The 21,207-nt window shown below is 61.0% G+C and carries 20 protein-coding genes and 1 pseudogene; 10 read left to right on the top strand and 11 right to left on the bottom strand.

Features of this window, described 5'->3' with window-relative positions; genetic code table 11:
* Positions 1 to 136: 136 nt before the first annotated feature.
* The gene (locus ACM6IK_RS00570; RefSeq protein WP_414872688.1) at positions 137 to 1,840 is read left to right on the top strand and encodes an alpha/beta fold hydrolase; all 1,704 of its coding nucleotides are present in this window, start codon (positions 137 to 139) and stop codon (positions 1,838 to 1,840) included.
* A gap of 17 nt (positions 1,841 to 1,857) precedes the next feature.
* Here the strand turns inward: ACM6IK_RS00570 and ACM6IK_RS00565 are convergent, their stop codons facing one another.
* From ACM6IK_RS00565 to ACM6IK_RS00545, 5 genes and pseudogenes are all read right to left on the bottom strand, one after another.
* Positions 1,858 to 2,346, bottom strand: a complete 489-nt coding sequence (locus ACM6IK_RS00565) for a GFA family protein (protein WP_414872687.1) — start codon at positions 2,344 to 2,346, stop codon at positions 1,858 to 1,860.
* 156 nt (positions 2,347 to 2,502) lie between these two features.
* A complete protein-coding gene (locus ACM6IK_RS00560; protein ID WP_414872686.1) occupies positions 2,503 to 3,120 on the bottom strand; it encodes a DNA-3-methyladenine glycosylase family protein in 618 nt (205 codons plus the stop codon).
* Positions 3,121 to 3,124: 4 nt separating this feature from the next.
* On the bottom strand, positions 3,125 to 3,937 hold the full coding sequence (locus tag ACM6IK_RS00555; protein ID WP_414872685.1) for an isocitrate lyase/PEP mutase family protein: 813 nt from the start codon (positions 3,935 to 3,937) through the stop codon (positions 3,125 to 3,127).
* Positions 3,938 to 3,971: 34 nt separating this feature from the next.
* Positions 3,972 to 5,054 (bottom strand): bifunctional transcriptional activator/DNA repair enzyme AdaA, encoded by a 1,083-nt coding sequence (locus ACM6IK_RS00550; protein ID WP_414872684.1) that lies wholly within the window; start codon positions 5,052 to 5,054, stop codon positions 3,972 to 3,974.
* A gap of 1,012 nt (positions 5,055 to 6,066) precedes the next feature.
* Positions 6,067 to 6,273, bottom strand: a pseudogene (locus ACM6IK_RS00545) (GDCCVxC domain-containing (seleno)protein); the annotation flags it as partial.
* A 149-nt stretch (positions 6,274 to 6,422) separates the two neighbouring features.
* Here ACM6IK_RS00545 and merR point away from each other — a divergent pair.
* Complete coding sequence (gene merR / locus ACM6IK_RS00540) at positions 6,423 to 6,812, top strand: Hg(II)-responsive transcriptional regulator (RefSeq protein ID WP_371920728.1); 390 nt, start codon at positions 6,423 to 6,425, stop codon at positions 6,810 to 6,812.
* Between the two features lie 116 nt (positions 6,813 to 6,928).
* Here the strand turns inward: merR and ACM6IK_RS00535 are convergent, their stop codons facing one another.
* A complete protein-coding gene (locus ACM6IK_RS00535) occupies positions 6,929 to 7,825 on the bottom strand; it encodes a DMT family transporter (RefSeq protein WP_414872683.1) in 897 nt (298 codons plus the stop codon).
* Positions 7,826 to 7,914: 89 nt separating this feature from the next.
* Here ACM6IK_RS00535 and ACM6IK_RS00530 point away from each other — a divergent pair, with 89 nt between their 5' ends.
* Positions 7,915 to 9,246, top strand: coding sequence for a PLP-dependent aminotransferase family protein (locus ACM6IK_RS00530; protein WP_414872682.1), 1,332 nt, complete (start codon positions 7,915 to 7,917; stop codon positions 9,244 to 9,246).
* 102 nt (positions 9,247 to 9,348) lie between these two features.
* Entirely contained in the window at positions 9,349 to 9,936 is a 588-nt protein-coding gene (locus tag ACM6IK_RS00525; RefSeq protein ID WP_218428629.1) for a LysE family translocator, read from the top strand.
* A gap of 250 nt (positions 9,937 to 10,186) precedes the next feature.
* Here the strand turns inward: ACM6IK_RS00525 and ACM6IK_RS00520 are convergent, their stop codons facing one another.
* Together ACM6IK_RS00520 and ACM6IK_RS00515 are read right to left on the bottom strand one after the other, a co-directional pair.
* Positions 10,187 to 11,020: a helix-turn-helix domain-containing protein gene (locus tag ACM6IK_RS00520; RefSeq protein ID WP_414872681.1), complete on the bottom strand. Its 834-nt coding sequence runs from the start codon at positions 11,018 to 11,020 to the stop codon at positions 10,187 to 10,189.
* 33 nt (positions 11,021 to 11,053) lie between these two features.
* Positions 11,054 to 11,557, bottom strand: coding sequence for a VOC family protein (locus ACM6IK_RS00515; protein ID WP_218428627.1), 504 nt, complete (start codon positions 11,555 to 11,557; stop codon positions 11,054 to 11,056).
* Positions 11,558 to 11,897: 340 nt separating this feature from the next.
* On the opposite strand from ACM6IK_RS00515, the gene ACM6IK_RS00510 reads away from it, so the two are divergent.
* From ACM6IK_RS00510 to ACM6IK_RS00490, 5 genes are all read left to right on the top strand, one after another.
* Positions 11,898 to 13,052 (top strand): NnrS family protein, encoded by a 1,155-nt coding sequence (locus ACM6IK_RS00510; protein WP_414872680.1) that lies wholly within the window; start codon positions 11,898 to 11,900, stop codon positions 13,050 to 13,052.
* A 172-nt stretch (positions 13,053 to 13,224) separates the two neighbouring features.
* On the top strand, positions 13,225 to 13,680 hold the full coding sequence (locus tag ACM6IK_RS00505; protein WP_150754700.1) for a (2Fe-2S)-binding protein: 456 nt from the start codon (positions 13,225 to 13,227) through the stop codon (positions 13,678 to 13,680).
* 7 nt (positions 13,681 to 13,687) lie between these two features.
* A complete protein-coding gene (locus ACM6IK_RS00500) occupies positions 13,688 to 15,856 on the top strand; it encodes a molybdopterin cofactor-binding domain-containing protein (protein ID WP_414872679.1) in 2,169 nt (722 codons plus the stop codon).
* A gap of 1 nt (position 15,857) precedes the next feature.
* Positions 15,858 to 16,439, top strand: coding sequence for a hypothetical protein (locus ACM6IK_RS00495; protein ID WP_414872678.1), 582 nt, complete (start codon positions 15,858 to 15,860; stop codon positions 16,437 to 16,439).
* 73 nt (positions 16,440 to 16,512) lie between these two features.
* Positions 16,513 to 17,094, top strand: coding sequence for a GGDEF domain-containing protein (locus ACM6IK_RS00490; RefSeq protein ID WP_414872677.1), 582 nt, complete (start codon positions 16,513 to 16,515; stop codon positions 17,092 to 17,094).
* A 118-nt stretch (positions 17,095 to 17,212) separates the two neighbouring features.
* Here ACM6IK_RS00490 and ACM6IK_RS00485 read toward each other — a convergent pair whose 3' ends face one another.
* On the bottom strand, positions 17,213 to 17,638 hold the full coding sequence (locus ACM6IK_RS00485; protein WP_414872676.1) for a VOC family protein: 426 nt from the start codon (positions 17,636 to 17,638) through the stop codon (positions 17,213 to 17,215).
* Positions 17,639 to 17,750: 112 nt separating this feature from the next.
* On the opposite strand from ACM6IK_RS00485, the gene ACM6IK_RS00480 reads away from it, so the two are divergent.
* The gene (locus ACM6IK_RS00480; protein ID WP_414872675.1) at positions 17,751 to 18,611 is read left to right on the top strand and encodes a LysR family transcriptional regulator; all 861 of its coding nucleotides are present in this window, start codon (positions 17,751 to 17,753) and stop codon (positions 18,609 to 18,611) included.
* A gap of 170 nt (positions 18,612 to 18,781) precedes the next feature.
* Here the strand turns inward: ACM6IK_RS00480 and fabI are convergent, their stop codons facing one another.
* Both fabI and ACM6IK_RS00470 read right to left on the bottom strand, forming a co-directional pair.
* Entirely contained in the window at positions 18,782 to 19,576 is a 795-nt protein-coding gene (gene fabI, locus ACM6IK_RS00475) for an enoyl-ACP reductase FabI (protein WP_150754704.1), read from the bottom strand.
* A gap of 20 nt (positions 19,577 to 19,596) precedes the next feature.
* Positions 19,597 to 21,207 (bottom strand): ABC transporter ATP-binding protein, encoded by a 1,611-nt coding sequence (locus ACM6IK_RS00470; RefSeq protein ID WP_414872674.1) that lies wholly within the window; start codon positions 21,205 to 21,207, stop codon positions 19,597 to 19,599.

Genomic DNA, 21,207 nt, shown 5'->3' with positions numbered 1-21,207 from the left:
AGCGCTGCCGCCGCTGGCAACTGGTCGGCTTTGTCACGTTTCAGGCGGATGAAACAGCACCGAAAACCGGCCCAAGTGGCCGGTTTTTGCTGTCTGGCTCGAAGACCTGCCTCGTCGACTCGCTTTAGCGTCGGAAATGTCGAGTGAAAAACCGTACGCTTCCTACATCCCGGCCCACGCGCTGTTGCAACAATCCGGAGCCTCAAAGGACAGTCTCTGGAAGTCGAAAATGGTGATCTGCAAACTGAAAACGCAACGGGCCATGTGGCGCAGCGTTTGTGTGGCCAGCTTATTGGCAATCGGCGGATGTGCGACGAAGCCGCATCCTGAATCGGGCATCGAGTGGTTGCCGGCGTGTGAGGACATTCCAGGTGATGTGCTGGATCCCGAAGTATTCGCCAGGACTGAGTGTGGCATCGTCACCGTGCCACTGGACCACTTGAATCCGAGGGTTGGCACCCTCAGCCTGGATATCACTCGCGTTGCAGCCAGGCAGCCACACCTGCGAGAGGGCGCTATATTTACCAATCCCGGGGGGCCGGGTTCGAGCGGTAACAGCACGTTCACGGTATTACTGGCTTCAATATGGAAGGGTTACAGTGATGGGCTTGAAGGTGATCCTTATCGGCATCTGACCGATGCTTATGACGTGATCGGCATCACGCCACGAGGAGGAGGCAGTACGGCCGACTCACAACTGGTATGCCAATCCGATGAATTGATTGTCGCGCAAAACGACATTACTGAAGACCGTAGCCCTGCCAATCTCATGGCTATCGAGCATAACGCTGGCGTACTGGCCCGGGGTTGTGCCAACCAACGGTTGGCGCCTTTCATCAATACCGATCAAACGGCGCGAGACATGGAGCTCGTCCGCGTTCTACTCAACGAAAACAAACTCAACTATTTTGGCAACTCTTACGGCACATGGTTGGGCGCCTGGTACGCGGGCCTTTATCCGAAGCACGTCGGCCGCATGGTTCTGGACTCGAACGTGGACTGGACATCAACATTCCAGAACGCCAGTTTGAGTGTGGCGCCGGAGAAGGAGCGAATCTTTGCCGACTTCGTTGCACAGTTGGCCGCCAGCAACCCGCAGGCTTACCAGATGGGTAATGATCCGATGGCCATACGTGAGATTTTTCTGCGGCTGTTGCCCCCTGTTCGAGTGGCCCTGCGCTCTGACAACGATTTTTACAGCTCTGCCCATCACTTGATGGCGGCACGGGCGCTCAGCGACTGGCTACATGACTCGCCCGACCTGGATGACACTGTGCTGCTGGCGAGAGCGCAAACCCATCGGTTCAGCCCTGACACAGAGGTCGATCAAGGCGCGAGGCAAGCGTTTGCGAGCCTGTTGGCCGTCGTCCGTCAGCCTGCCCCATGGAATGGCCTGGTGCCCGGTCCATTGAAAATGACCCCGGACGACTCTGTGCGCAGCACCGTCTTGTGCAACGACACGGCATCCTCGGGCGACACATTCTGGACTGAAAAGGAAAACCGGTACGCCAGCCAGTATCCGGTCGGCGGTAGCTTCTTTCCTGCGAGGCACTGCGCTGGCTGGAGCGGGAAACAATATGCCGGCGTGCCCCTGGCAAAGCTGGCGCAGGTCCACAGCATCGTGATGGTGCAGGCGCAGTACGACGATCAAACACCGAGAGCGGGTGCCCTCAATGCTTTCGCCAGCTTGCCCAACACCCATATGACACTGGTCAGGGATGCCTACCTGCACGGCGTTTCTTTCGCAGCCAACAATGCATGCGTGAATCGCAATGTCGGCGAGTACCTGGCATATGGGCGCAAACCAGAACGTTTCTCGACCTGTTTCGCGTCAGATTAGGGCCGCAATTCACCCACTCAGCGGACCACTCCGAGGCGTTCATGCCACTGGGCGATGGATTCCTCGGGGTAGACGTCGAACTGTTTGTCGCCAGGTTGCACCTGGACCTCAACCCAAGGTGCCTTTGAACCCAGCATCAGATGCGTGTGCTCCGGCGGCACCGGCAGCGGGGTGTCGATGGCCGAGGCGAACGGATGGATCAATTGCGGCCACTCCGGGCTGAACAGCCACAAGCCAGAGCCGCAGACTGAGCAGAAATGCCGCTCGGCGGTGCTGCTGTGGGCGCGTTTGTCGCCTTCTTCCTTGAGCCGAGCATGGTAGATCGCTATGTGCTTGCGCCCGCGAACCTTGAGGCTGGCGGCATCGCCCCCGAGGTTGATCGCATAACCGCCACCGCCCTGGGACTTGCGGCAGATCGAGCAGTAGCAGCGCTGGTAGGGGTAGGGGTGGGCGCTGGTCAAACTGAACGACACCGCGCCGCAATGGCAGGAACCTTCGAGTTGCATGCTGGTCTCCTTGGGCTGAAGTGATCCCGTTCAGCCTGGAACATTTGCGTCAACAGTGCCGACGCCTTCGCGAGCAGGCTCGCTCCCACACTGGATCTTTGGCGATCAAAAATCCCTTGTGGGAGCGAGCCTGCTCGCGAAGAACGATAACGCGGTCTAACGGGCAGGCACCCGCCACAAATACCAGGAGGCCACCGTCCGGTAGGGGCTCCACGCCGAGCCGATCTCGATCATCTGCTTGCGCGTCGGCTGCACCTCCAGGCCCTTGAGCCGGCGATAACCCTCACGCACGCCAAAGTCATCGGCCGGCAGGATATCCGGCCGCTCCAGGCTGTAGATCAGCAGCATCTCCACGGTCCAGCGGCCCACGCCGCGCAGAGTGATCAGGCGTTCGATCAGCGCTTCATCGTCCATGGCCAGCGCCGTGGCGTAATCCGGTACCACGCCGTCCAGCGACGCCTGGGCGATGCCCCGAATGGTCGCGATCTTGCTCGCGGAAAAGCCGCAACTGCGCAGTTGCTCGAAATCGGTCGCGGCGATCTGTTCAGGCCTGGGAAACGAATCCGCACCGAACAACGCCAGCAGTCGGCCGACAATCGCATCACCGGCCTTGGCATGCAGTTGCTGATAGGCAATCGCCCGCACCAGCGACTCATACGGATCACGCGCCGCATGCGGTTGGTGCAGGCACGGACCGATGGCGTCGATGTGGCGGCGCCAGTCGTCATCGATGGCCGCCAGGAACGCACTGGCCGCCTGATAGCCGTCGGCCATGGGCTCAGGCTTTCCCGGACGGTTTCAACAGGGCGTTCACTTCGCCATAGGTCAAAGCCTTCAGGTCGTGGCTATCGAACTTGCCGGTTTGCATAAAGCTTTTGGCGATGCCGGCCATGGCTCCGTAGAGGAATTCGGCGATGCCTGAGCCGGCGGTCAGACGGCGTACGCCCAGTGCCTCGAGCACTTCGGGGGACGGCAGGCCCGGGAACCCCAACACATTCAGTGGCAGCGAGGTGCCTTGGCACAGGGCCTTGATCTCGTACTCGGAGGTAACGCCGGCGGCAAACAGGCCATTGGCCCCGGCCGCCTGATACAGCGTAGCGCGCCTGAGGGTTTCGGCGACGCGATCTTCGGCAGGCACCAGGCCTCGAAGGTAAACATCGGTGCGCGCATTGATAAACAGGTTCACGTTACGGCGATCGGCCACCTGGCGGGCGATTTCAATCTTGCGTACCAGCAACTCCGGCGGCGAGGAACCGTCCTCGATGTTGATCCCGACCGCACCGGCGGCGATCATTGCGTCAACCACCTGCGCCACCCGTTCCAGGTCATCGGAATAGCCGGCTTCGATGTCCACGGTCAGTGGCACCGAAATGACCCGGGCAATCGACTCGACGGTCGAAACCAGGCGCTCAAGGGGCAGGGTGTTGCCGTCCGGATAGCCATGCGCCCAGGCCACCGCCGCGCTGCTGGTGGCCACGGCCTTGTTGCCCAGTTGCTCCACCAGCCGTGCTCCGGCGGCATCGGCGACGTTGGTGAGGATCAGCAAACCCTCGTGATGCAGTTGGTGCAGTTGATTGTCGAGCTTGTCCATCGAGCTTCCTTCCTTATGAAAAAGACGTGGGGGATCAGAACGCCAGTTGCTCCGTGAGCTGCACCGCCGCGTTCTCCAGCCTGAGCAAAAACGCCTTGCGCGGCTGGCCTCCAGCGTAGCCGGTCAACGAGCCGTCGGCGCCGATCACACGGTGGCACGGCACGACAATCGATAAGCGGTTATGCCCGTTGGCCAGGCCCACTGCGCGGCTGGCCCCGGGCTTGCCGAGGCTCGCCGCAATGGCGCCGTAGGTGGTGGTCCGGCCGTAAGGGATCTTCGCCAGCTCGGCCCAGACCCGGCGGGAGAATTCGCTGCCGGGCATGTGCAGAGCAACGCTGAACTCAGTGAGTGTGCCGGCGAAATATGCGGACAATTGCGCTTCGATCTGCTGCAAATGCATGTTGTGTCCCGGCGCCACGGCATAGCCGAAACGGTTTTGCAGCGCTTCGACCGAAGGGTTCAGCGATGCCTGATCGAGGAACTCCAACAGCACCAGTCCGCGCCGTTCGGCCATGGCGATCATCGGCCCCAGCGGTGTGGTCAGGCGCGTGAACAGCAGCGGCTCGCTGTTGGCAGCGCGGCCCGGGGTGATGTGAAAGGACTTCTGGAAGGCATCGCGAAAACCGCTCAGGGACTCGTAGCCGGAATCGAAAGCCACGTCGTCGATGGAGTCGCCCTGTTTGATCCCGCCCAACGCCATGCCCAGGCGCCGGGCGCGCAGCCAGGCGTGGAAGGTCATGCCGAAATGCTGCTTGAACCAGCGGCGCAGTTTCAGCGGTTCGATGCCTTCGGCCCGCAGATGGGCGTCGGTCCAGCGCTGCTCCGGGTCGGTGTCTACCGATTTGAACAGTTTCTGCACCCAGTCCGGCGCGCTGGCGGCGGTGTCCAGCGGCTTGCAGCGCAGGCAGGCGCGGTAACCCGCCGTCAGGCACTGTTCGGCGCTGGCAAAGAACTCGACGTTCGCAGGTTTCGGGCTGCGGGCGGTGCAACCGGGGCGGCAGAAGATGCCTGTGGTCTTGACCGCCGTGAAGAACACGCCCTCGTAGGAGGTGTCACGCTCGAGCATGGCGCGAACCATCTCGGCACGGGGTGGAAGCAGCGTTTTTTGTAGGTTCATGGGCGCAGCATAGATCGCGTCACGGGTGGCCTCCACCGGAAAATCGACAGCGAATTTCAGACCGCAAAGCAATCGACCACAAAAAAAACAATCCCTCAGGCACGACGAGCCATCGGCAGCACCGAAGCCGCTGCTGCACAAGAACAGGTCACGCTATGGGATTGATGGTCTACACTCGTGCCGCTTGATAACTCAAGCTCCTTACTTTCATACCCGCCTTGTGCGGGTTTTTTTTGGGGAAAATTCCATGCCCCCCAGGTTTCGCATCGTCGCCAATGGCGCCGACCAAGGACTGAATGTTCTGGCGGCCTGTGGAGCCTGCGCCAAAGCAGTCTCGGCACCGAAGTGAAAAGAGCGACCGGGCTGATGCATCATCATCCAGCCCGGTCGCGGTCCCTGCAGATGCTCCCTGCAAGTCCCGCCAAGGCACTTTTTACTTACATCAAACTATTAGGTCATGCAATCTGTTTATCCATACAGTAAAAATCTTGCTGTTTATGTCTACACCCATCATCCCTTGGATGGGCGGCAGACCAGGACGCTCTGCGATGAAACCACCTATTTGAATGCCTTGAGCAAGCGTGGTTCATCGCTCCTCAAGTACCTCGATTTTGGTTGACTGACGTCCTCAGCACGTGAAGCTGCCAGTCATTTGTGTTTATAAAATCAGGTAGTGATTCACTTTTCCCCTGGATCAAAGCCAATACAGGATAGCAATGGACCACAACCAGCCGATGCTGAGGGTGATCGTAAGGTAGATCGCCATAAGCATCAGAGGTTGATTCCACATGACACACCTCCCATAACCGCTGTGTTTACATGGGTGCCGGGTAAATTGGGAGCTCGTATGAGCAATAGAGCAATAATCACGCCATTTGAGTGAAAGACGCTGGCCGCAAGCCCTGGGCCTTTGGCGCTGCGTTCCACGCTACTTCCTCCAGACGAAAGCTGACCCTGAATCTCCCCCCAAAATGGGCTTTCCCAGATGTGGGGGAGCATTCGTCCCGATGTCACAACATCCGCGCCGCTCCTGGATCGGCGGGCACTTCATCGAGCCAAACGAGCAGAACACACAGCAGTCACCGGGATTTGGGCGTAGCAGAGTCCTGCAATTGCCACATTCATAGAAAAACTGACAGGCATCTGTGGGCATGGCTTCCTGTTTGGCGAAATTGCAATGCGGGCAGGTCAACACGGATTCGAGGATGATGGCTCTCATGGCGGCCTCATTTGTGCGCGGTGGAGGGATCGCCAGCATTCGTCCCCTTGCCGATTTGTTGAACCGTCGTCATCTCCATTGAATCGGTCTAATCTAAAGTCACTTTACACTCCGTACCTGGGTACAGAATCAAGGGGCGTGTGATAGCGATGGGTATGAGTATCGGCAAATTGGCGGAAGCTGCCGGAGTGAACATCGAGACTATTCGCTATTACCAGCGACGCGGCTTGCTGGATGAGCCGCCAAAGCCGCTCGCGGGTTATCGGTACTATCTACCGGAGCAGGTCAAACGGTTGCGCTTTATCAAGCGGGCACAGGCGCTGGGATTCACACTGGATGAGGTGGGTGCACTGCTGACACTGGATGCGGCCTGCGCTTGTAGCGAGACTCGGGCGCTGGCCGTGCGAAAGCTGGCCATGATCGAGAAAAAGATGGCCAACCTTGCAGCCATGCAGCAGGTGCTGGGCGAACTGGTGCGCCAATGCGATGCAGGCGGTGGAGCCGCCTGCCCTATCATCGATGCGCTGAACAGGGAGTGATGCCTGGTAGCAGGGCATCATGCACAGGCGTCAGGCCAGCAATCCATGCCGTTGTTGTCACGGTTCAGCGGTGGTCAGTCCCGCACAGTCATCGGCGTAAACCACCGTACCCCGGGCTATTTGGCGAATTTTTTCGCCCCGACGACGCAAAGGATCACGGCAACGGTGACACCCAGCATGCCGAGGCTGACATGCTCATGCAGCAGGGTGGCGGCCAGGGAAAGCCCGAAAAACGGCTGAAGCAGCTGCAATTGCCCAACGGCGGCGATGCCCCCCTGGGCCAGGCCGCGATACCAGAACACGAAACCGATCAGCATGCTGAACAGCGAGACGTAAGCCAGGCTGAACCAGGCCGGCGTGCTGATGCCGGTGAACGAAGCCGGCATGCGCATCCAGCTCAGTGCCGCCACGACCGGCAGCGACAGCACCAGCGCCCAGGAAATCACCTGCCAGCCACCCAGCGTGCGCGACAGCTTCGCGCCTTCGGCATAACCCAGGCCGCAGGCGAGGATGGCCAGCAGCATCAGAATGTCGCCTTGCGGGGAAGCGGTCAGCCCTTGCGACAGGGCAAACCCGACCACCAGCAAACTGCCCAGCACCGAGAAAATCCAGAACGCCGCCCGTGGCCGCTCGCCGCCGCGCAGGACGCCGAACACCGCCGTCGCCAGGGGCAGCAGGCCGACGAAGACGATGGAGTGTGCGGACGTCACGTATTGCAGTGCCAGCGCTGTCAGCAGTGGGAAACCGATGACCACGCCCATGGCAACGATGAACAGCGGTATGAGTTGCTGGCGCGCCGGCCGTTTTTCCTTGAATAACCCCAGCAGGCACAGCGCCAGGACCGCGGCGATGGTCGCGCGCGCGACCGTCAGGAACAGCGGATCGAACTCCAGCACCGCCACCCGTGTCGCCGGCAGCGAGCCGCTGAAAATCACCACGCCGATCAGGCCGTTGATCCAGCCGCCGGTGCTGTTTTCCAGCGTCTGGTGTTGCAGGTTCGAGGTCCGTTCCATTTGGCTCACGCTCATTGTCTGATTGCACGAAACTCATCGTATGAGCGACTATCGATACAATCAAAAAATTGTCATGGATACATCTCGGCATGCCTCGATCCCGCTACAAAACCCTGGTGGATGCCTTTGCCGCCGACATCCGTTCCGGGCGTCTGCCGCCCGGCACGCGCCTGCCGACTCACCGGCAACTGGCCACCGAGCACGGTTTGGCGCTGGTCACCGCCAGCCGGGTGTATGCCGAGCTGGAGGGCATGGGCCTGGTCAGCGGTGAAACCGGACGCGGGACCTTTGTCAGGGAAACCTCGTTGCCGCCGGGGCAGGGCATCTCGCAGCACGTGGTGGCGGCGGGGATGATCGACCTGAATTTCAACTACCCGTCCTTGCCCGGTCAGGCCGACCTGTTGCGCAATGCCTTGCGTCAGTTGGCGTTGTCCGGTGACCTGGAATCCCTCTTGCGCTATCAGCCCCACGCGGGGCGCCTGCATGAGCGGGTTTCGGTTGCGCGTCATCTGCTTGGCCGCGGGCTGAGCGTGCCGGCCGAGCAGGTGTTGATCGTCAGCGGCGCCCAGCATGGCCTGGCGGTGGCGATGATGACGCTGCTCAAGCCCGGCGATGTGATCGCCGCCGATGCGCTGACCTATCCCGGTTTCAAGACGCTGGCCGAAACACTGCATCTGGAAATCTTGCCGATTCCGGTCACCGATACCGGGCCTGATCTTCCCGGCCTGGAAAAACTCTGCCGCAGCCGATCGGTGCGAGCCGTCTACTCGATGCCGACCATGCATAACCCTTTGGGCTGGGTGATGGACCTCGATCAGCGCGAGCAGTTGGTGGCGATCGCGCGCCGGCATGACCTGACGATCATCGAGGATGCCGCCTACGCGTTTCTGGCCGAAAACGTACCGCCACCGCTGGCCGAGCTGGCGCCTGAGCGGACGGTGTACGTGTCGGGACTGTCGAAAAACGTCGCCACCGGGCTGCGCGTCGGGTTCATTGCCGCACCCGCGCAATGGATCGCCGCCTTCGAGCGCACCGTCATGGCGACCACCTGGAACACTCCCGGCGTGATGACCGCCATCGCCACGGCCTGGCTCGACGATGGCACTGTCAGCCAACTGGAATCACAAAAACGGGCGGATGCCCAGGCCAGGCAAGCCCTGGCCCGCGAGGTGTTGGCGGGGCTCAGGACCATCGGTCACCCGAATTCCTACTTCATCTGGCTGCCGTTGGCTGATGACGCCCGGGCCGACCAGATCGCCATGGCGCTGATGCGCGAGCAGGTGTCGGTGTCGCCGGCCGAACCCTTTGCGATATCAGCTCATGTGCCCCACGCGATACGCCTGGCATTGGGCTCCGTGGACATGGACTCGCTGCGTATTGCATTGACCAAAGTGAAAAGCGTCGTGGGTTACTTCTCATAGAGATACAGGGTCATAACGATACAGGGCAGTTTTCTTCAATACGCGAGCCGCTCGGCTCTTTACCTTGAGGACCTTGTTCAACTCGATGGAAGAAGGTGTGCAATGAGTCTGATGATGTCCATGGCGGCGTTTGCGCTGGTCGCCTCGATCACGCCGGGGCCGGTCAATATTGTGGCGTTGAGCTCCGGCGCGCGCTTTGGCTTTCGGGCCAGCCAGCGCCATGTGGCCGGGGCCACGCTGGGGTTTGTCTTGCTGTTGGTGCTGATGGGGTTGGGCCTGCATGAGTTGTTGCAACGCTGGCCGGCGCTGACGCAGGGGGTGCAATGGGCGGGCGTGGCCTTTCTGCTGTACATGGCCTTCAGGCTGGCGGCTGACAACGGGCAGGTGCAAGCCAGGGAGGCGGCGCAGGCCCCGTCGATGCTGTATGGCGCCATCATGCAATGGCTCAACCCGAAGGCCTGGCTGGCCTGCGTGGCCGGCATGGGCGCGTTTGTCGCCGATGGCGAGGCGCGGCTGGTGTGGCAGTTCGCGGCGATTTATCTGGTGATCTGCTATGTGTCGGTCGGTTGCTGGGCGTATGCCGGGACGTTTTTGCGTGGGTTTCTGAATAATGCGGCGGGGATGCGTCTGTTCAATCGGCTGATGGCGTTGTTGCTGGTGGTGAGTGCGGTGTATCTGTTGCTGCCGTAACGGCGGTCACTACAAATTCTGTGGCGAAGTTACAGCTTTTGTGGCGAGGGAGCTTGCTCCCGCTGGGCTGCGAAGCGGCCCCCGCTTTCCTTCAGATAAATCTTGCATGCAGGTTTTGCGACGGCTTCGCCGCCGAGCGGGAGCAAGCTCCCTCGCCACAGATTCAACCAAGCCACAGATTCAACCAAGCCACAGACTCAACCAAGCCACAGGTCCGGCCAAAGCCGCGGAGCCAACCAAAGCCTCGGATTCAGCCCCGATACTGCCCCGGTGTCGCCGCCAGATGCTGTTTAAACGCCCGTTGAAAGTGCGCCTGATCGGCGAACCCCGCTTCCAGTGCCACGTCCGCGATCAGCTTGCCGCTGCGCAATTGATCCTGGGCGAACTGGATGCGCCGGTTTACCAGGAACGCGTGGGGCGTCATGCCGTAGTGCTGTTTGAAGGCGCGGATCAGGTAGGACGGTGACAGTTGCGCCGCCTCGCAGATGTCTTCGAGCTTGAGGGTTTGTGTGCAGTGGTCGCGGAGGTAATCGGCAGCACGCTCCAGCTTGAAATTGGGTTCTCGCAGCGGCGGGTCGGCCGGGTTGAGTCGTAGCTGCACATCGGTAAAGAACTCCACGGCCACGCTGTGTTTGCGCAGCACGTCTTGCTGTGGATCGACCAGCACCTCATACAAGCTCGCGAGGCCTTGAAACAGAGCGGCTTCCCGCGTGTGGGTCACTGAGAACCGACGAAACGCTGCGTCATCGCCGAACCCGAGCTGATGCTGCAAATCGGTCAGCCAGGGCGTGTCGACGTACAGCATCAGGTATGACCAGGGTTGGTCTTCGATCGGGTTGCAGGCGTGGACGTCGCCGGGGTTCATCAGCACGACCGTGCCGACGCTGATCTCGAAGGCCGACTGCTCATGGAGATAGGTGCTGCGCCCGGCGGTGATCGCCCCGATGGAAAAGTGCTCATGGGCGTGCCGGGTGTAGCAGACTTCGCGCCCGTCGGCGATGGAGCGGGCTTCGATGAAGGGCAGGGCGTCATCGCGCCAGAAGCGCGGGGCCTGGTCGGCGTTCTTGGCAACGGCGTGCTTCATGCTCATTCCTCGGCAGGTCAGCGCCCGAGTGTATTAGCTCTCGCCGTCAAAGGCGCGCTGCAATGCCGCAATATCGAGTTTTTTCATCTGCATCATCGCCTGCATGGCCCGTTGGGATTTTTTCGTGTCGGGGTCTTTGATCATGTCCATCATCGCCACGGGCACGATCTGCCACGACAACCCGAACTTGTCCTTGAGCCAACCGCATTGCTGGGCCTCGGGCGCGCCACCGGCCGACAGGTTGCCCCAGTAATGGTCGACTTCTTCCTGGGTCAGGCAATTGACCTGAAACGACACCGCCTCACTGAACTTGAATAACGGCCCGCCGTTGAGACCGGTGAAACTCTGCCCGTCGAGTTCGAAGCTGACGGTCATGACCGAACCTTCCGGCCGGCCATGGAGCTCGAAACCGGCGTGGCCGTAGTAGGTGACGGCAGTGATTTTCGAATGGTCGAAGATCGAACAATAGAATTTCGCGGCCTCTTCGGCCTGATCGTCGAACCACAGGCAGGGTGTGAGTTTTTGTACGCGTTGCATGGTGCCAACTCCTCTGCAGGTTGCGCATGTCCCGGACTTTCAGCGTAGTCAGCCTCTGGTCGCTCGGCCGTACCGTAGATCGAGAAAATTGCCGCAGGGTCGCGAAGGTGTAGTCGAAATGACTTTGTGCTGAGTCAAACAGACTATTTGCGTGTCGAGTCTTTATGACTCGTATGAGCGCAAATGCCTGGATCTGAAGGGGTAAAGAGCTGGCACGGGACTTGAACAGATAAACGCACAACTGAACGCCTACAGGAGTACGCAAAATGTTCAACTTCTTCAGCAACCCTCAGAACGTTCTTCATCTGTCGAGCCGAGTCCCGGCCCGAGTGGTGGCTTGATGCGCCGGTTTGCCGTTGCACCGGTTTTCAGTCTGGGCTTTCGACCGTTCTTTCTGGTCGGGGCCGGTTTCGCCGGCATCGCCGTGGCGATCTGGGCCTTGTGGTTGTACGGCCGCTTGCCCGGTGCGCAACCGTTGGGCGGCATGCTCGCCTGGCATCGACATGAGATGCCTTTCGGGTTTGCCTCGGCCATCATTGCCGGGTTCCTCCTGACCGCGGTGCCCAACTGGACCGGCCGGCCGGGGCTCAAGGGCTGGCCGCTGATCGGCCTGGTGCTGGTGTGGCTGCTGGCGCGGCTGGCCTGGTGGTTGCCGATGCCGGCGGCCTTGCTGCTGGCCTTGCAAGTTCCGTTTCTGCCGCTGTTGGGGTGGGTGTTGGGGCGCGATCTGCTGGCCGCGGGCAAGCGCGAGAATTATCCGATTCTGTTGATGGTGTCGTTGCTGGCCGGATGTCAGGCGTTGACGTTGTCGGGGTTCGCCGTTGATGACGCCAATCTGCAACGCCGTGGCGTGCTGGCCGCCTTGTGGCTGGTGGGCGCGCTGATGAGCGTGATTGGCGGGCGGGTGATCCCGTTCTTCATTCAGCGCGGCTTGAGCCGTTCGGCAACGCCGGCGGCTCATCCGTTGCCGGGCAAGGTGTTGCTGGTCAGCGCCATGTTGGCGGCGGTGTCCTTTGCCGCGGGATTGAACGACGTCCCCCGTGTGTGGCTGGCGCTGTTGTTTGCATTGATCAGCGGTTTGCATCTGCTGCGATTGTGGCGCTGGCATGATTGTGGCCTGTGGCGCGTGCCGCTGCTGTGGTCGCTGTACCTGGCTTACGCCTGGCTCGCGGTGGCGACGCTGGCGATGGCGCTGTGGCACCTGGGCTGGATGCCGCAGCAAAGCCTGGCCACCCATTCGCTGGCCGTCGGCGGTATCGGCGGGTTGATTCTGGCGATGATCGCGCGGGTCAGCCTGGGGCATACCGGGCGAATGTTGCAGCCGTCCAGGGCGATCGTTGCGGGGTTTGTCCTGTTGTTGCTGGCGAGTGCGTGTCGGGTATGGCTGGTGCCTTTTTCCGGTTTCGGATTGGCGCTGTCGGCACTGTTGTGGTGTAGCGCTTTTGCGGTTTTTGTCTGGCGCTACACCGGCATTTTAATGGGGCCAAGGCTCTAGCGAACGCTTCCCTGGCCGCCCATCGAGGCGGCCTTTTGATGACCGGTGGTCGATGCGCGACGGTCTGCCGGCAAATCTGCGCTTAGCTGAAGGGATAACCCGAGGCGCGCGCAGGTTGTACAAGGCTGCAGTGACGCCCCTTCAGATCACCGTGAGTCTGAGGAATTGCGCCATGCTGACCCTGAACATCAATGGCCAGGATCAGGAGCTGGATGTCCCCGCCGACATGCCGCTGCTCTGGGTCTTGCGCGATGTCGCCCACCTCACCGGCACTAAATTCGGCTGTGGCATAGCCCAATGCGGAGCCTGCACCGTGCACGTCGATGGCGCGCCGCTACGCTCCTGCATCACACCGGCCACCGCCGTGGCCCATGGACAGAAGATTCTCACCATCGAAGGCCTGTCCGCGGACGGTTCGCACCCGGTGCAACAGGCCTGGGCAGAACTGGACGTGGTCCAGTGTGGTTACTGCCAGTCCGGGCAGATCATGTCGGCGGCGGCGTTGTTGGCGAAAATTCCGCAACCGACCGACAGCGACATCGATCAGGCACTGTCCGGCAACATCTGCCGCTGCGGCACTTACCCGCGGATTCGCGCGGCGGTCAAGCGCGCCGCCGAGCTGGGTTGAGGTGGCCATGAACAGCATCAAAACGTTATCGCGCCGTGGTTTTCTCAAGGGCAGTGCGTTGCTGGGCAGTGGACTGGTGGTCGCCTTTGTCATTCCTGGTGCTCATCGGTTCGCCATGGGCGCAGAGAACCAGGGCAATGTGTTTGCGCCCAATGCCTTCCTGCGCATTGGCAATGACAACAGCGTCACCGTGTTGCTCGGCCATTCGGAAATGGGCCAGGGCATCTGGACCGGCCTGACCATGCTGGTCGCCGAAGAACTCGACGCCGACTGGTCGAAAATCCGCGTCGAGCATTCCCCGGCATCGGCCGCCGAATACGGCATGCCCGGGTTTGGCGGGATGCAGATCACCGGTGGTTCGACCTCGACCTGGATGGAGTTCGACCGTTATCGCCAGGCCGGCGCGGCGGCGCGTTTGATGCTGATCGACGCGGCGGCCAAGCGTTTCAACGTCGCTCCATCCGAGATTCATACCGAATCGGGCGTAGTCGTTGCCGGTGAGCATCGTGCAACTTATGGCGAGTTGGCCGATGACGCCGGGCAATTGCCACGGCCGGACCCGGCCTCGATCAAACTCAAGGACGCCAAAGACTGGCGGCTGATCGGCAAACCCACCCAGCGTCTGGACACGCCGGAGAAAATCACTGGCCGGGCGAAATTCGGCATGGACGTGCAGTTCGACGGGCTGATGACCGCCATGGTCGCCCGTTCACCCACCTTCGGCGGTAGCGTCAAATCCTTCGAAGGCGCTGAAGCGCTGGCGATTCCGGGGGTGCACAAAGTGGTGCAAGTACCGACGGGCATCGCGGTGATCGCCGATCATTTCTGGGCGGCGAAGCTGGGGCGCGATGCGCTGAAAATCGAGTGGAACCCGGGGCCGAATGCCGGGCTCAATAGCCAGGCGCTGCTTGAAAGCTTTCGCAAACTTGCTGCCACCTCCGGCCTGAATGCCGGTCAGGCCGGCGATACCCAGGCTGCGCTGGCGAAAGCGACCAAGACCATCGACGCTGAATACAGCGTGCCTTATCTGGCGCACGCGCCGATGGAGCCACTGAACTGCACGGTGAGCATCACCAAGGACAAGTGCGAAATCTGGACCGGCACCCAGTTCCAGACCCTGGACCAAATGGTCGCCGGGAAAATCACCGGGCTCAAACCCGAGCAGGTCGAAATCCATACCGAGTTTCTCGGTGGCGGCTTCGGGCGTCGGGCCAATCCAACCTCGGACTTCGTCAGCGAAGCGGTGTACGTCGCCAAGGCCGCCGGTGCACCGGTGAAAACCGTGTGGGCGCGGGAGGATGACATCCGCGGTGGCTATTACCGCTCGGCGTTCCTGCACCATGCGCGCATCGGGCTGGGTGCCGACGGCCTGCCGCTGGCCTGGAAACATGTGCTGGTCGGGCAGTCGATCATGGCCGGGACCTCGCTTGAAGCGAGCATGGTCAAGGATGGGATCGACAAGACCTCCGTCGAAGGCGTGGCCGACAGCCCTTACTTTGAAGGACTGGCCAATCACCAGATCGAACTGCACTCACCGAAAACCGGGATCAGCGTGTTGTGGCTGCGTTCGGTGGGGCACACTCACACTGCGTTTGTCATGGAATCGCTGATCGATGAGCTGGCCACGGCGGCCGGCAAGGACCCGGTCGAATATCGACGCACATTGCTCAAGGACCATCCGCGTCACCTCGGTGTGCTGAACCTCGCGGTGGAGAAGGCCAACTGGACGGCGCCACTGCCGGACGGCCATGCACTGGGCTTGGCGGTGCATGAATCGTTCGGCAGTTACGTGGCCCAGGTGGCCGAGGTGTCCCAGGACAACCTCGCCATCCGCGTGCACCGGGTGGTGTGTGCGGTGGACTGCGGCATTGCGGTCAACCCGCAGAGCATCGCCGCGCAGATGGAGTCGTGTATCACCTTTGGCCTCGGCTTCGCCTTGCACAGCAAGCTGACGCTCAAGGACGGGCAGGTGGTGCAGTCCAACTATCACGACTATCAGGTGCTGCGGCTCAACGAAATGCCGGTGGTCGAAGTGCATATCGTACCCAGCAGCGACAAACCCGGCGGTATCGGCGAAGCCGGTGTGCCACCCACGGCACCGGCGGTGGCCAACGCGGTGTTTGCCCTGACCGGGCAGCGCCTGCGGGAGCTGCCGTTGCAGCTGTCGGGGGTGTGAGATGAAACGACATCATTGGTTGCTTGGGACGGTGATCCTGATCTGTCTCATCGCCTACGCATCGCACGTGTTCGCCGAAGACCGCGAGGCCTTGCAGGCGTTCGACACCGTGCAGAAAGTCTTCCAGAGCCCGCGTTGTCAGAACTGCCACATTCCCGGTGATTCGCCGCTGCAATTCGATGCCGGCGTGCCCCATGCGATGAATGTCGTGCGCGGCATGGACGGCAAGGGCTCGGCCGGGTTGCCCTGTGCAACGTGCCATGCCCAAAGCAATCCGCCGGGCAGTTACGGTCCGCACGCGCCGCCCGGGGCGCCACACTGGAGCCTGCCGCCGGCAGCACAGCGAATGGCCTGGATTGGCCTGCCGGCCGACCGGCTGTGCGCGATGATCAAGGATCGCTCCAGCAACGGCGATCGGGACTTCGCCGCGCTGATCAAACACGTCAGCGACGACAAACTGGTGCTGTGGGGCTGGAATCCGGGCGGCAATCGCGCGCCGGTGTCGGTACCACACGATATCTTCGTCACCCGGTTCAAGCGCTGGGCCGATGCAGGAGGGCCGTGCCCTGCGGCGGGTAGCTGACCAGCGGCACGCTAACAGGGAGTCAATGCGGGTATGGGCGACTCTAATGTGCATACCCGCCAAGGAGTGAACGATGTTGATTTCAGGTAAAGCGGGCAAATCGGGTCGATCCGCAAACCCGTTGCTCACGCCACAGCAAGAACGTGAACGGCTGCGGGATCTGGCGCGTCAGGCCGAGCAAGAGCTGGCGGGCGTGCAAATGGTGAGCATGGACGAGCTGACGCTGCTCTCCAATCGCCATGGCTTCACCGCACTGGCCCAACTTGGGCTGGACGCCTGCCGGGAACTGGAAACGCCGGCGACGCTGCTGTTCTTCACCCTCGATGAATTCAAACACATCTGCTATCTGTATGGCCGGGCCAAAGGTGACGATGCGCTCAAGACATTCGCTGATGTCCTGCGTATCGGTTTTCGTGAAAGCGATGTGGTTGGCCGACTCGAAGGCGATAGGTTCGTGGCGTTGCTGACCGGTTCCAGCGTCGTGGAGATTGAGGCGATCAAGGCCCGGCTCAATGAGATTCTCGATGAGCGCAACGCCACGGCGCATCGCAGTTATGACATTCGGTTCAGTGTTACCCAGGTCGAATATGACCCCGTTGTTCATGACTCAATCGAGGAACTGCTGGGTGAGGCCGAGCGGGTGATGAGCCGTTAGGTCGGAGTTGTGTCGGCGGGCCTCATCGCGAGCAAGCTCGCTCCCACAGTGGATTTGTGGCGTTCACAAAACTCTGTGGGAGCGAGCTTGCTCGCGATGGCGTCCTGACAGGCACCACCTATTTGGCAAACAACTGCCCAATATCCTTGAACGCCTTGAACTCCAGCGCATTACCGCAAGGATCAAACAGAAACATCGTCGCCTGTTCACCCACCAGCCCCTGAAAACGAATCCCTGGCTCGATCACGAAGCGAGTCCCCAGCGACTTCAAACGTTCCGCCAGCGCCTCCCATTCCGCCATCCCGAGCACCACGCCAAAATGCGGCACCGGCACATCGTGACCATCGACGGCATTGGTGTGCGCGGCTTCCTGCGAAGGGTTTTTCGGTGCCAGGTGAATCACCAGTTGATGGCCGAAGAAATTGAAGTCCACCCAATGGTCGCTGGAGCGACCTTCTTCCAGGCCAAACACTGAACCGTAGAAATGTCGAGCGGCCGGCAAGTCGTAGACCGGGATGGCCAAGTGAAAAGGGGACAGTTGCATCAGGCGAACCTCGGTGTGGGTGGGAATGTGTCGAGTCTAGCTCTGTGATTTTTGATTGAAAGACGATAATTTTAGCGTCGAGATCAAATAATTTCGATCAATCGAGACCGCCATGCTGCGAGAACTGAAAACCTTTATCGCGGTGGCCCGTTACGGCACGTTTGCCGCCGCGGGCATGCACATCGGCCTGACGCAATCGGCGGTCAGCGCGCAGATTCGCAACCTGGAACAGGCCCTTGGCATCCGTCTGTTCGACCGCACCGGGCGTCAGGCGCTGCTCAACGCGGCGGGGCAGCGTGCGTTGCCGATGGCCAGGGAAATGCTCGAGACCTTCAGCCGCATGGCCGTCAGTGACGATGTCAGTGAGTACCGTGGCGAACTGAAAATCGGCGCGGTGGCGACGGCGCAGACCGGGCTGCTGCCCCAGGCGCTGGTACGCTTGCGCCAACAGGCGCCCGTGCTGGAAGCCAAGCTGGTGCCTGGTGTGTCACTGAACCTGCTGAGTCAGGTGGACACCGGAGAAGTGGACCTGGCGATCCTGATCAAGCCGCCGTTCGAGTTGCCCAAGGAGTTGTCCGCGCAGGTGATTCGCCGGGAACCGTTCGTGCTTATCGTACCGGCGGACCTGGACGGTGATGATCCGTTGCAACTGCTCGCCCGGCACCCGCATGTGCGCTATGACCGCAATTCCTTCGGCGGGCGGCTGGTGACGCGGTTTCTGCGCGAACAAAAGATCGAGGTGCAGGTGGCTCTGGAGCTGGATGAACTGGAGGCGATTGTGAAAATGGTCGAGTGTGGCTTGGGGGTTTCGCTGCTGCCCGAGGCGGGGCTTTGGCTGGAGCATGGGGCGAAGGTCAGGGTAATCCGCTTAGGCGAGCTGACCTTCTATCGAGAGATTGTCTTGTTGCAGCGTTACAGCCAGCGAAATCAGCCAATTCAGCGGTTGTTTGCCAGCTGTCTGACTCAACACTGACCCTGTGGGAGCGAGCTTGCTCGCGATAGCGGACTGACATTCACCATTGATGTCGACTGACAGATCGCTATAGCGAGCAAGCTCGCTCCCACAGGGTCTTGCGCTGACTTCAAGACATCGCAGGCATAAAAAACCCGCCAAAAGAGGCGGGTTTTTTGGCTGACCGAAGATTACTCTTCGAGGCTGCCCATGGCCGTGGTGTTGAAGCCACCGTCCACGTACATGATTTCACCGCTGATGCCGGACGCCAGGTCCGAGCACAGGAAGGCGCCGGCGTTGCCGACTTCTTCGATGGTGACGTTGCGACGCAGCGGGGTTTGCGCTTCGTTGGCGGCCAGCATCTTGCGGAAATTCTTGATGCCGGAAGCGGCGAGGGTGCGGATCGGGCCTGCCGATACACAGTTGACGCGAGTACCGTCCGGGCCCAGGGAGCCGGCCAGGTAACGTACGCCGGCTTCCAGGGAAGCCTTGGCCATGCCCATGACGTTGTAGTTCGGCATGGTGCGCTCGGCACCCAGGTACGACAGGGTCAGCAGGCTGCCGTTGCGGCCTTTCATCATTTCGCGGCCAGCCTTGGCCAGGGCCACGAAGCTGTAGGCGCTGATGTCGTGAGCGATGCGGAAACCTTCACGGGTGGTGGCTTCGGTGAAGTCGCCGTCCAGTTGGTCGCCCGGTGCGAAGCCTACGGAGTGCACGATGCAGTCCAGGCCGTCCCACTTCTTGCTCAGTGCTTCGAAGACCTTGGCAATTTCTTCATCGCTGGCCACGTCGCACGGGAAGCACAGCTCAGGGCTCGACCCCCAGCCTTGTGCGAACTCTTCGACACGACCCTTGAGTTTGTCGTTCTGATAAGTGAAGGCAAGCTCAGCGCCCTCGCGATGCATGGCGGCAGCGATGCCGGATGCGATGGACAGCTTGCTGGCGACACCGACGATCAGGACGCGCTTACCGGCGAGAAAACCCATGTGTTGCTCCTCTTTTCAGGTTATTGCGCAGTGGCCGGAGCCAGAAAAGCGGCTTCCAGCAACTGCTGTGTATACGGATGTCGGGGGGCGGCAAAAATGCTTTGCGCGTCTCCCTGTTCGACCACTTGGCCATGCTTGACCACCATCAACTGGTGGCTCAGCGCTTTCACCACAGCCAGGTCATGGCTGATAAACAGATACGTCAGGTTGTACTTGGTTTGCAGCGAACGCAAAAGCTCCACTACCTGGCGTTGTACCGTGCGGTCGAGGGCCGAAGTCGGCTCGTCCAGCAAAATCAACGCCGGTTTTAACACCAATGCCCGGGCAATGGCGATTCTCTGCCGTTGCCCGCCGGAAAATTCGTGGGGGTAGCGGTGCCGGGTTTCCGGATCCAGGCCTACCTCCTTGAGTGCTGCAATGATCGCTTGTTCCTGTTCCGCCCCGGTGCCCATCTTGTGGATCCGCAGGCCTTCGCCAACGATGTCATTCACGCACATCCGCGGGCTCAGGCTGCCGAACGGATCCTGAAACACCACTTGCATCTCCCGCCGCAGCGGCCGGACCTGTTGCTGCGTCAGGCAGTCCAGCGGCTGGCCTTCAAAACGAATCGTGCCCTTACTGGCGATCAAGCGCAAAATCGCCAGGCCCAGGGTCGATTTGCCGGAACCGCTTTCGCCCACGATCCCCAGGGTCTGGCCCTGGAGCAGGTTGAAATTGATGCCGTCGACCGCCTTGACGTAATCCACCGTGCGTTTGAGCAGGCCTTTCTTGATCGGAAACCAGACTTTCAAGTCCTCGACCGCCAGCAAGGGCGGGCCGATCACGTTGCTAGCAGGCTTGCCGCCGGGCTCCGCTGCCAGCAGTTCCCGAGTGTACGGATGCTGCGGCGCGCGGAACAGCTCTTCGCACGATGCCTGTTCGACGATGCAACCTTGCTGCATGACACATACGCGATGCGCAATTCTTCGCACAAGGTTCAAATCGTGGCTGATCAGCAGCAGCGCCATGCCTGATCGGGCCTGCAGTTCCTTGAGCAATTCGAGGATTTTCAGCTGTACGGTCACGTCCAGCGCGGTGGTCGGCTCATCGGCGATCAGCAGTTCCGGCTCGTTGGCCAGGGCCATGGCGATCATCACCCGCTGACGCTGGCCGCCGGACAGCTCGTGGGGCAGGGCCTTGAGGCGCATGTGCGGCTCGGGAATGCCGACCATCTCCAGCAGCTCCAGGGTGCGCTTGGTCGCGACCTTGCCGGTCAGGCCCTTGTGGATGCCCAGCACCTCGTTGATCTGCTTTTCGATCGAGTGCAGGGGATTGAGCGAGGTCATCGGCTCCTGGAAGATCATCGCAATGCGGTTGCCGCGAATGTGACGGATGGTTTTTTCTTTCAGGTCCAGCAGGTTCTGCCCGGAATATTCGATGGTGCCGGACGGGTGCCGGGCGAGCGGGTAGGGCAGCAGGCGCAGGATCGAATGTGCGGTGACCGATTTACCGGAGCCGCTCTCGCCGACCAAGGCCAGGGTTTCACCGCGCTTGATGTCGAAGCTGACGCCTTCGACCGCCCGCTGGCAGCGATTGCCGACGACAAAGTCTACGGCCAGGTCGCGCACTTCGATCAGATTGTGCTGATTCAT

The sequence above is a fragment of the Pseudomonas sp. IT-196MI5 genome (genome assembly GCF_949767415.1).
GTDB lineage: Bacteria > Pseudomonadota > Gammaproteobacteria > Pseudomonadales > Pseudomonadaceae > Aquipseudomonas.
Note: the sequence above shows the minus strand (reverse complement) of the source record. Positions and strands in the feature narration are given on the sequence as shown.

Bases quoted from the DNA above. Each gene is read 5' to 3' on its own strand.
- ACM6IK_RS00570 (WP_414872688.1), top strand. From the start codon at position 137: ATGTCGAGTGAAAAACCGTACGCTTCCTACATCCCGGCCCACGCGCTG.
- ACM6IK_RS00565 (WP_414872687.1), bottom strand. From the start codon at position 2,346: ATGCAACTCGAAGGTTCCTGCCATTGCGGCGCGGTGTCGTTCAGTTTG.
- ACM6IK_RS00560 (WP_414872686.1), bottom strand. From the start codon at position 3,120: ATGGCCGACGGCTATCAGGCGGCCAGTGCGTTCCTGGCGGCCATCGAT.
- ACM6IK_RS00555 (WP_414872685.1), bottom strand. From the start codon at position 3,937: ATGGACAAGCTCGACAATCAACTGCACCAACTGCATCACGAGGGTTTG.
- ACM6IK_RS00550 (WP_414872684.1), bottom strand. From the start codon at position 5,054: ATGAACCTACAAAAAACGCTGCTTCCACCCCGTGCCGAGATGGTTCGC.
- merR (WP_371920728.1), top strand. From the start codon at position 6,423: ATGGGTATGAGTATCGGCAAATTGGCGGAAGCTGCCGGAGTGAACATC.
- ACM6IK_RS00535 (WP_414872683.1), bottom strand. From the start codon at position 7,825: ATGGAACGGACCTCGAACCTGCAACACCAGACGCTGGAAAACAGCACC.
- ACM6IK_RS00530 (WP_414872682.1), top strand. From the start codon at position 7,915: ATGCCTCGATCCCGCTACAAAACCCTGGTGGATGCCTTTGCCGCCGAC.
- ACM6IK_RS00525 (WP_218428629.1), top strand. From the start codon at position 9,349: ATGAGTCTGATGATGTCCATGGCGGCGTTTGCGCTGGTCGCCTCGATC.
- ACM6IK_RS00520 (WP_414872681.1), bottom strand. From the start codon at position 11,020: ATGAAGCACGCCGTTGCCAAGAACGCCGACCAGGCCCCGCGCTTCTGG.
- ACM6IK_RS00515 (WP_218428627.1), bottom strand. From the start codon at position 11,557: ATGCAACGCGTACAAAAACTCACACCCTGCCTGTGGTTCGACGATCAG.
- ACM6IK_RS00510 (WP_414872680.1), top strand. From the start codon at position 11,898: ATGCGCCGGTTTGCCGTTGCACCGGTTTTCAGTCTGGGCTTTCGACCG.
- ACM6IK_RS00505 (WP_150754700.1), top strand. From the start codon at position 13,225: ATGCTGACCCTGAACATCAATGGCCAGGATCAGGAGCTGGATGTCCCC.
- ACM6IK_RS00500 (WP_414872679.1), top strand. From the start codon at position 13,688: ATGAACAGCATCAAAACGTTATCGCGCCGTGGTTTTCTCAAGGGCAGT.
- ACM6IK_RS00495 (WP_414872678.1), top strand. From the start codon at position 15,858: ATGAAACGACATCATTGGTTGCTTGGGACGGTGATCCTGATCTGTCTC.
- ACM6IK_RS00490 (WP_414872677.1), top strand. From the start codon at position 16,513: ATGTTGATTTCAGGTAAAGCGGGCAAATCGGGTCGATCCGCAAACCCG.
- ACM6IK_RS00485 (WP_414872676.1), bottom strand. From the start codon at position 17,638: ATGCAACTGTCCCCTTTTCACTTGGCCATCCCGGTCTACGACTTGCCG.
- ACM6IK_RS00480 (WP_414872675.1), top strand. From the start codon at position 17,751: ATGCTGCGAGAACTGAAAACCTTTATCGCGGTGGCCCGTTACGGCACG.
- fabI (WP_150754704.1), bottom strand. From the start codon at position 19,576: ATGGGTTTTCTCGCCGGTAAGCGCGTCCTGATCGTCGGTGTCGCCAGC.
- ACM6IK_RS00470 (WP_414872674.1), bottom strand. From the start codon at position 21,207: ATGAATCAGCACAATCTGATCGAAGTGCGCGACCTGGCCGTAGACTTT.